At 64.2% G+C, this 6719-nt stretch carries 9 protein-coding genes; 8 read left to right on the top strand and 1 reads right to left on the bottom strand.

Going from position 1 to position 6719, the window contains the following annotated elements; genetic code table 11:
• The first annotated feature begins 4 nt into the window (after positions 1-4).
• From rpmF to AC3AYF_RS16585, 8 genes are all read left to right on the top strand, one after another.
• On the top strand, positions 5-175 hold the full coding sequence (gene rpmF, locus AC3AYF_RS16620; protein ID WP_087719813.1) for a 50S ribosomal protein L32: 171 nt from the start codon (positions 5-7) through the stop codon (positions 173-175).
• Between the two features lie 26 nt (positions 176-201).
• A complete protein-coding gene (plsX, locus tag AC3AYF_RS16615) occupies positions 202-1320 on the top strand; it encodes a phosphate acyltransferase PlsX (RefSeq protein ID WP_295040379.1) in 1119 nt (372 codons plus the stop codon).
• Positions 1321-1325: 5 nt separating this feature from the next.
• The gene (gene fabD / locus AC3AYF_RS16610; RefSeq protein ID WP_487780033.1) at positions 1326-2288 is read left to right on the top strand and encodes an ACP S-malonyltransferase; all 963 of its coding nucleotides are present in this window, start codon (positions 1326-1328) and stop codon (positions 2286-2288) included.
• An 11-nt stretch (positions 2289-2299) separates the two neighbouring features.
• On the top strand, positions 2300-3040 hold the full coding sequence (fabG, locus tag AC3AYF_RS16605; RefSeq protein ID WP_487780032.1) for a 3-oxoacyl-ACP reductase FabG: 741 nt from the start codon (positions 2300-2302) through the stop codon (positions 3038-3040).
• A gap of 96 nt (positions 3041-3136) precedes the next feature.
• Positions 3137-3370 (top strand): acyl carrier protein, encoded by a 234-nt coding sequence (gene acpP / locus AC3AYF_RS16600; RefSeq protein ID WP_110600108.1) that lies wholly within the window; start codon positions 3137-3139, stop codon positions 3368-3370.
• Between the two features lie 357 nt (positions 3371-3727).
• Positions 3728-4966, top strand: coding sequence for a beta-ketoacyl-ACP synthase II (fabF, locus tag AC3AYF_RS16595; RefSeq protein ID WP_487780031.1), 1239 nt, complete (start codon positions 3728-3730; stop codon positions 4964-4966).
• A 3-nt stretch (positions 4967-4969) separates the two neighbouring features.
• Positions 4970-5776 (top strand): aminodeoxychorismate lyase, encoded by an 807-nt coding sequence (pabC, locus tag AC3AYF_RS16590; RefSeq protein WP_295040370.1) that lies wholly within the window; start codon positions 4970-4972, stop codon positions 5774-5776.
• A gap of 57 nt (positions 5777-5833) precedes the next feature.
• Positions 5834-6532, top strand: a complete 699-nt coding sequence (locus AC3AYF_RS16585) for an endolytic transglycosylase MltG (protein ID WP_487780030.1) — start codon at positions 5834-5836, stop codon at positions 6530-6532.
• Here AC3AYF_RS16585 and AC3AYF_RS16580 read toward each other — a convergent pair.
• A partial coding sequence (locus tag AC3AYF_RS16580; protein ID WP_487780029.1) for a hypothetical protein occupies positions 6448-6719 on the bottom strand: 272 nt, incomplete at its 5' end. The genes AC3AYF_RS16585 and AC3AYF_RS16580 overlap by 85 nt on opposite strands.

The following is a 6719-nucleotide window of genomic DNA, read 5'->3' as shown; positions in this document are numbered from 1 at the left end:
TATCATGGCCGTTCAACAAAATCGTAAGACCCGTTCCAAGCGCGGCATGCGTCGCGCACACGATGCCCTGACATCCCCGGCGCTGTCCCAGGATCAGGAAACCGGCACTACCCATCGCCGTCACCACGTGGCCCCAGATGGCTACTATCGTGGCCGCAAGGTCGTCGACGTTTAAACAGACGTCGGGCGTTTGGTAGAGCAATGCGCATCGCCATCGATGCCATGGGCGGGGACTTCGGTCCCCGCGCGACTATTGGTGGTCTGCTACTGGCGTTGAAACGCCATCCGGAACTCGAGCCTTCGGTATTTGGTCCCAAGGCGGAGCTTCGCTCCCTGGTCTCGGAGTTGACCGGCGGGGAGGCGGAGGCGCCGCTTCTCGAGCGCATCGAGCTGGTGGATGCGCCACGGGTCGTGCTTCAGTCCACGCCGCCGATGGAGGCCTTCGAGGATCCATCGGCGACCAGCTTGTACGGCATGCTGGCGGCGGTGCGAGATGGCGAGGCCGATGCCGGCATCACCTGCGGCAACACGGGGGCGCTGGTAGCGCTGGCGCGGCGCGAGCTGGGGAGCGTCCCCGGCATTTCGCGGCCGGCGATCAGTACGGCGGTGCCGACCCGCAAGGGGGGGCGATGCTATCTGCTGGACCTGGGTGCCAGCGTCGATGTGCATGCCAGACATCTCGTCGACTTCGCCCATATGGGAGCATTGATGGCGCGGGTCGTCGATGGCGTGGCGGTACCCAGGGTGGCGTTGTTGAATGTCGGTATCGAGGCGAGCAAAGGCGTGGCCCGCGTGCGGGAGGCGGACGCGCTCCTGAAGAGCCGTGGCGGTAGCGACTTCGACTATATCGGCTACCTCGAGGGCGACGCGATCTTTTCCGGCTCGGCCGACGTGGTGGTCTGCGACGGCTTCGTGGGCAATGCCGTGCTCAAGGCGAGCGAGGGCGTGGCCCAGATGTTGATGAAGCGACTCCAGGAGACCTTCGAATCGCACTGGTCGACACGCCTGGTGAGCCTGCTGGCGCGACCCGCGCTGATGCGGTTCAAGGCGCAGCTGGATCCGGTGCGTCACAACGGTGCCAGCCTGCTCGGCCTCAACCGCATCGTGGTGAAAAGTCACGGCAATGCCAGTGCCCAGGCTTTTGCTTTCGCCATCGACCGGGCAGTGCGTGAAGTCGAGGTCGGATTGCCGGACCACCTTCGCGCGGCATGGTCTCAGAACGCGGCGACGCCTGTTATCTCGTCGATCGTTACCGACGATCGAGTGGATAGCGGGTCTTGCGACACGACGGGATCCGACGGTCCATCATTTCAAGGGTGAGCGCGATGACGCAATCACTGGCTTTGGTCTTTCCGGGGCAGGGTTCACAGCAGATCGGCATGCTGCGTGAACTGGCCGAACGTTGCAGCGTAGTTCGCACGACATTCGACGAGGCTTCGGAAGCGCTTGGCTACGACCTGTGGCATGTCGTCCAGGAAGGTCCCGAGGAGAAGCTCAACGCCACCGCCTGCACCCAGCCCGCGCTGCTGACGGCAAGCGTGGCGATCTGGCGCGTGTGGCAGGAGCTGGAGGGGCCGCGGCCCTGCATGATGGCGGGCCACAGCCTGGGGGAATACAGCGCCATGGTCTGTTCCGGTGCGCTGGGCTTCGCCGAGGGTGTCCGGCTGGTGCGGCTGCGTGGCGAGGCGATGCAGCAAGCGGTGCCCGCGGGCGTGGGCGCGATGGCCGCGGTCCTGGGGCTGGATGATGCAGCGGTCGAAACGGCCTGCCGCGAGGCGGCCCAGTCGGAGGTGGTCTCTGCCGTCAACTACAATTCGCCGGGGCAGGTCGTCATCGCGGGCCATCGCGACGCCGTCGATCGGGCCATCGCCCTGTGCCAGGAAGCCGGGGCAAAGCGTGCGCTGCCTCTGCCCGTCTCGGTGCCCTCCCATTGTGCCTTGATGCAGCCTGCGGCCGAGGAGGTCGAGCAGGCGATGGGGGCGATGGAGTTCAAGCTGCCGCGTTATGCTGTCTATCAGAACGTCAATGCCCGGGTGCCCGAGACGACGGACGAACTTCGCCACCGGCTGGTCGAACAGCTCTACCGTCCGGTGCGCTGGACGGAGTGCGTTAACGCCATGTTCGATGACGGCGCTGCCGTCTTCATCGAATGTGGTCCGGGCAAGGTCTTGACTGGCTTGACCAAGCGCATCCAGCGGCAGGCCAAGGGGCTGGCGGTCAATGATCCCGATACGCTGACGGCTGCGCTCGAACTGGCGCGTGAAACGCTGGACGTACAAGAGCCTTAAGGATGAATGACATGACCGAACGTAGAGTTGCGCTGGTCACCGGCGCGAGTCGTGGGATTGGGCGTGCCGTGGCGCATGAACTGGGCCGGCAGGGGCGTATCGTCGTTGCCACCGCCACCAGCGAAGCCGGCGCTGCCAGGATCGACGACGATCTCAAGGCCCAGGGCATCGAAGGGTTGGGATTGGCGCTGGACGTCACCGACCAGGCCAGTGTCGATGCGCTTTTCAAGCGCATTGTCGAGACCTTCGAGGCGCCGCCCATCCTGGTCAACAACGCCGGTATCACGCGTGACAACCTGTTGATGCGAATGAAGGAAGACGAGTGGGATGCGGTACTCGATACCAATCTCAAGTCGGTCTATCGTGTCTCCAAGGCCAGTCTTCGGGGGATGACGCGGGCGCGTTTCGGTCGCATCGTCAACGTCAGCTCCGTCGTGGCGATGATGGGCAACCTGGGGCAGGCCAACTATGCTGCGGCCAAGGCCGGCATGGAGGGCTTCACCCGGGCGTTGGCGAGAGAGGTCGCATCGCGTGCGATCACGGTCAACGCCGTGGCGCCCGGCTTCATCGACACCGACATGACACAATCCCTGCCGGAAGCTCAGCGGGAGGCGCTGCTGGGGCAGATTCCGCTGGCCCGCCTGGGGCAGCCGGAAGAAATCGCCGCCGCCATCGGGTTTCTCGCAAGCGATGCAGCCGGTTATATTACCGGTGAAACGCTGCAGGTTAATGGCGGCATGAACATGCGGTAATCCTCCCGCGACGCGGGTTGCGTCGTCTGGGGGCGGTCTATAAACTACCCGCAGCTTTTTAGCTGGCGGATTCGTACCACTAGGAGTAACGACATAATGAGCACCATCGAAGAGCGCGTGAAGAAGGTTGTTGCCGAACGCCTGAACGTCAAGGAAGAGGACATCCAGAACACCTCATCCTTCACCGAAGACCTCGGCGCGGATTCGCTGGATACCGTCGAACTGGTGATGGCGCTCGAAGAGGAATTCGACACCGAAATTCCCGACGAAGAAGCTGAAAAGATCACGACCGTTCAGGAAGCGATCGACTACATCGTCGCTCATCAGTAAACCCGGTATTCTCCGCTGATGCGGAGAATCCCAACGGGTCGGATGTGCCGATGTTCGGGAAGCCGCTCTCATGGAGAGCGGCTTTCTGCGTTTTGAAACCCGCTTTCCGTTTTGAAACCGCTTTCTGGAGAGGGCCGGGTAGAGTGCGTACACCGCGGCGACAGCGGTGCTGCAAGCCCATGACGTGGACAGGGTGACGACAGGTAGGGCAAAGTCACCGTTCGCGACACCCATCTCCAGGGTTGTTCAGGTATAATTCGCGCCAGTCGGGCCCAGGCGAAGTCCTCGGTCGCGTGGGGCAATAAGGCCTTCACGGAGTGTGCCTTCAGGGCCATCAGGAAGTTCGGAGGAGATTCGATGCCGCGCAGAAGAGTGGTGGTGACCGGGATGGGGCTGGTAACGCCAGTCGGTAACACGGTCGAGGAGAGCTGGAAGAGCCTCCTCTCAGGGAAGAGTGGCATCGCGCCGATCGAGCATTTCGACACGACCGGCTTCAATACCCGGTTCGGTGGTGCGGTCAAGGATTTCGATATCGGCGAGTATCTCAATCCCAAGGATGCTCGCAAGATGGATCTGTTCATCCAGTATGGTGTCGCGGCGGCGACGCAGGCGATGCGCAACTCCGGTATCGAATGCACCGAAGAGAACGCGCACCGGATCGGTGTCGCCATCGGTTCGGGCATCGGCGGCCTGCCCATGATCGAGCGCAACCACGATTCGCTCCACAAGGGTGGGCCGCGTCGCATATCGCCGTTCTTCGTTCCGGGGTCGATCATCAACATGATCTCCGGCAGCCTGGCGATCCAGCACGGCTTCAAGGGTCCCAATATCGCGATCACCACCGCCTGCACGACCGGTACGCACAATATCGGCTACAGCGCGCGAACCATTGCCTACGGGGATGCCGACGTGATGTTCTGCGGTGGCGCCGAGATGGCGACCACGCCACTGGGGCTGGGCGGATTTTCCGCGGCCAGGGCACTATCCACCCGCAATGACGATCCGCAGGCGGCCAGTCGCCCCTGGGATCGTGACCGCGATGGCTTCGTGCTCTCGGACGGTGCCGGCGTCATGGTGCTGGAAGAGTACGAGCACGCCAAGCGCCGGGGCGCCACCATCTATGCGGAGCTGACCGGTTTCGGCATTAGCGACGATGCGTTCCACATGACCTCGCCCCCCGAGGATGGCAGCGGTGCGGCGGCCTCAATGGCCAACGCCATCCGGGACGCCGGGATCGACCCCGCCGACATTCATTACATCAATGCCCACGGCACCTCCACGTCGGCCGGCGACGTGGCGGAGAGCCGGGCGGTGGAGCGGGTGATGGGTGATGCCGCGCGCCAGGTCGCGGTCAGTTCGACCAAGTCCATGGTGGGCCATCTGCTGGGCGCGGCCGGGGCCGTCGAGGCGATTTTCTGCGTGCTGGCCATTCGCGATCAGGTCGCTCCGCCGACGATCAACCTCGACAATCCCGACGAGGGTTGCACGCTCGACTATGTGCCCAACCATGCTCGGGAAATGCCGATCCGGACGACGCTGTCGAACTCGTTCGGCTTCGGCGGCACCAACGGCTCGCTGATCTTCACCCAGGTCTAGGCCATGCGCGATACGGCGCTTCCGATCGACGACCGTGGCTTCGCCTACGGCGACGGGCTGTTCGAGACCATCCTGGTTCGCGATGGCAGCCCGCTGCTGTGGAAATACCATATGGCGCGGCTGCAGTCGGGCATCGAGCGGCTGGCGTTTCCCCGGCTGGACCTCGCAGCGTTCGACGCCCTGCCAGCGCAGTGCGGGCCCGGCCTCAAGGTGCTGAAGCTGATCGTCACGCGGGGCAGCGGTGGCCGGGGCTATCGTCCACCGGCGCCGGCCGAGCCGCGATGGCGGTGGACGGTCTCCGCCTTCCAGCCCTCCGCCGAACGCTGGTTCGGGGGCGTGGACGTTCGCTGCTGCCAGCTTCGGTTGGGTCTGCAGCCGCGTCTGGCCGGTATCAAGCATCTGGCACGACTGGAAAACGTCGTTGCGCGGCAGGAGTGGGGGGACGACGCCACTGCCGAGGGGCTGCTGCTCGATTCGGAAGGCAGTCTGGTCGAGGCCACCGCGATGAATCTGGTCTGGCGTCGACAGGGGCGCCTCGAGACACCGTTGCTCGATCGTTGCGGCGTCAGAGGGACGCTGCTGAGCGCGTTGGACGACACTCTCGAGCTCCATTGGCTGCGCGCGGGCCTCGAGACGCTGCTGGAAGCCGATGCGGTCTGGCTGATCAACAGCGTCCAGGGCGTTTGGCCCGTCCGGCGGCTGGATGACAGTGCCGGCAACTGTCTCAAGCGGTGGTCGCTCGAGGCGAGCGATGCCTTCCGGCCAGCGGCCCATCGACAGTTGGGATATCCGCTGAACTTCGGCGACTGACGCCCGTACCATGCCTGGAAGCCGCGTTCGCGGGGCTTCCGGCTATTAAGGATAGACATGCGTGTCCTCAAGGTTTTGATCGGGATACTGCTGATCGCCACGATCGTGGTCTTCGGCGGATTCCACTATTGGCAGAAACAGCTCGATGGGCCGATAGCGCTCGAGGAGCAGACCGTCTACGAGGTGCCGCGGGGCGCCGCGTTCACCCGAGTCATCGACGATCTCGTGAAACGGGGTGTGATCGACGCGGCCTGGCCCTACCAGCTACTGGCCCGCGTTGCGCCCAAGGCGACCCAGGGCTTGCGCGCGGGGGAGTTCGAGCTCGACCCGGGCATGAGCGGCCGTCAGCTGATCGCGCATCTCTCCAGCGATCAGGTCGTCACCTATCGGCTCACGATTCCCGAGGGGTGGACGTTTCGGCAGATGCGCGCCCTGCTGGACAAGGCGCCCAAGCTCGATCACCGGACGGCGGAGATGAGCGACGAGGAAGTCATGGCCGCGCTGGGACACGAGAAGACCTTCCCCGAGGGGCAGTTCTTTCCCGATACCTACCGCTACCACAAAGGCGTGACGGACCTCGAGATCCTGCGCCGCGCCTTCGACCGGATGCAACGGACGCTGACGACCGTCTGGGACGAGCGCGACGACGACCTGCCGATCGATTCGCCGTATCAGGCGTTGATCCTGGCGTCGCCGGCCATGCCCGCGAGGATCTCGACATCCTCGGGCTCGTCCATGACAAGCTTGACCGGGTAGGTGCGGGTGGCCTGCGTCGCCTCCTCGCCGATCTCCTTCACGCGGGCTGTGAACTCGCGGCCCGGATAGGCATCGAAGGAAATGACCACTTCCTCGACGTACGGCGCGTAGCCGATCAGGCTCTCGGGGACCGAGATGCCAAACTCGACACGACGTCGATCGAGGATCCGGACGATCGCCTGCTTCG

The sequence above is a fragment of the Salinicola sp. genome (genome assembly GCF_982684285.1).
This window is presented reverse-complemented; position numbering and strand designations above follow the sequence as displayed.

What these genes read in the sequence shown, in the direction of transcription:
- rpmF (WP_087719813.1), top strand. Translation starts at nt 5, where the DNA reads ATGGCCGTTCAACAAAATCGTAAGACCCGTTCCAAGCGCGGCATGCGT.
- plsX (WP_295040379.1), top strand. Translation starts at nt 202, where the DNA reads ATGCGCATCGCCATCGATGCCATGGGCGGGGACTTCGGTCCCCGCGCG.
- fabD (WP_487780033.1), top strand. Translation starts at nt 1,326, where the DNA reads ATGACGCAATCACTGGCTTTGGTCTTTCCGGGGCAGGGTTCACAGCAG.
- fabG (WP_487780032.1), top strand. Translation starts at nt 2,300, where the DNA reads ATGACCGAACGTAGAGTTGCGCTGGTCACCGGCGCGAGTCGTGGGATT.
- acpP (WP_110600108.1), top strand. Translation starts at nt 3,137, where the DNA reads ATGAGCACCATCGAAGAGCGCGTGAAGAAGGTTGTTGCCGAACGCCTG.
- fabF (WP_487780031.1), top strand. Translation starts at nt 3,728, where the DNA reads ATGCCGCGCAGAAGAGTGGTGGTGACCGGGATGGGGCTGGTAACGCCA.
- pabC (WP_295040370.1), top strand. Translation starts at nt 4,970, where the DNA reads ATGCGCGATACGGCGCTTCCGATCGACGACCGTGGCTTCGCCTACGGC.
- AC3AYF_RS16585 (WP_487780030.1), top strand. Translation starts at nt 5,834, where the DNA reads ATGCGTGTCCTCAAGGTTTTGATCGGGATACTGCTGATCGCCACGATC.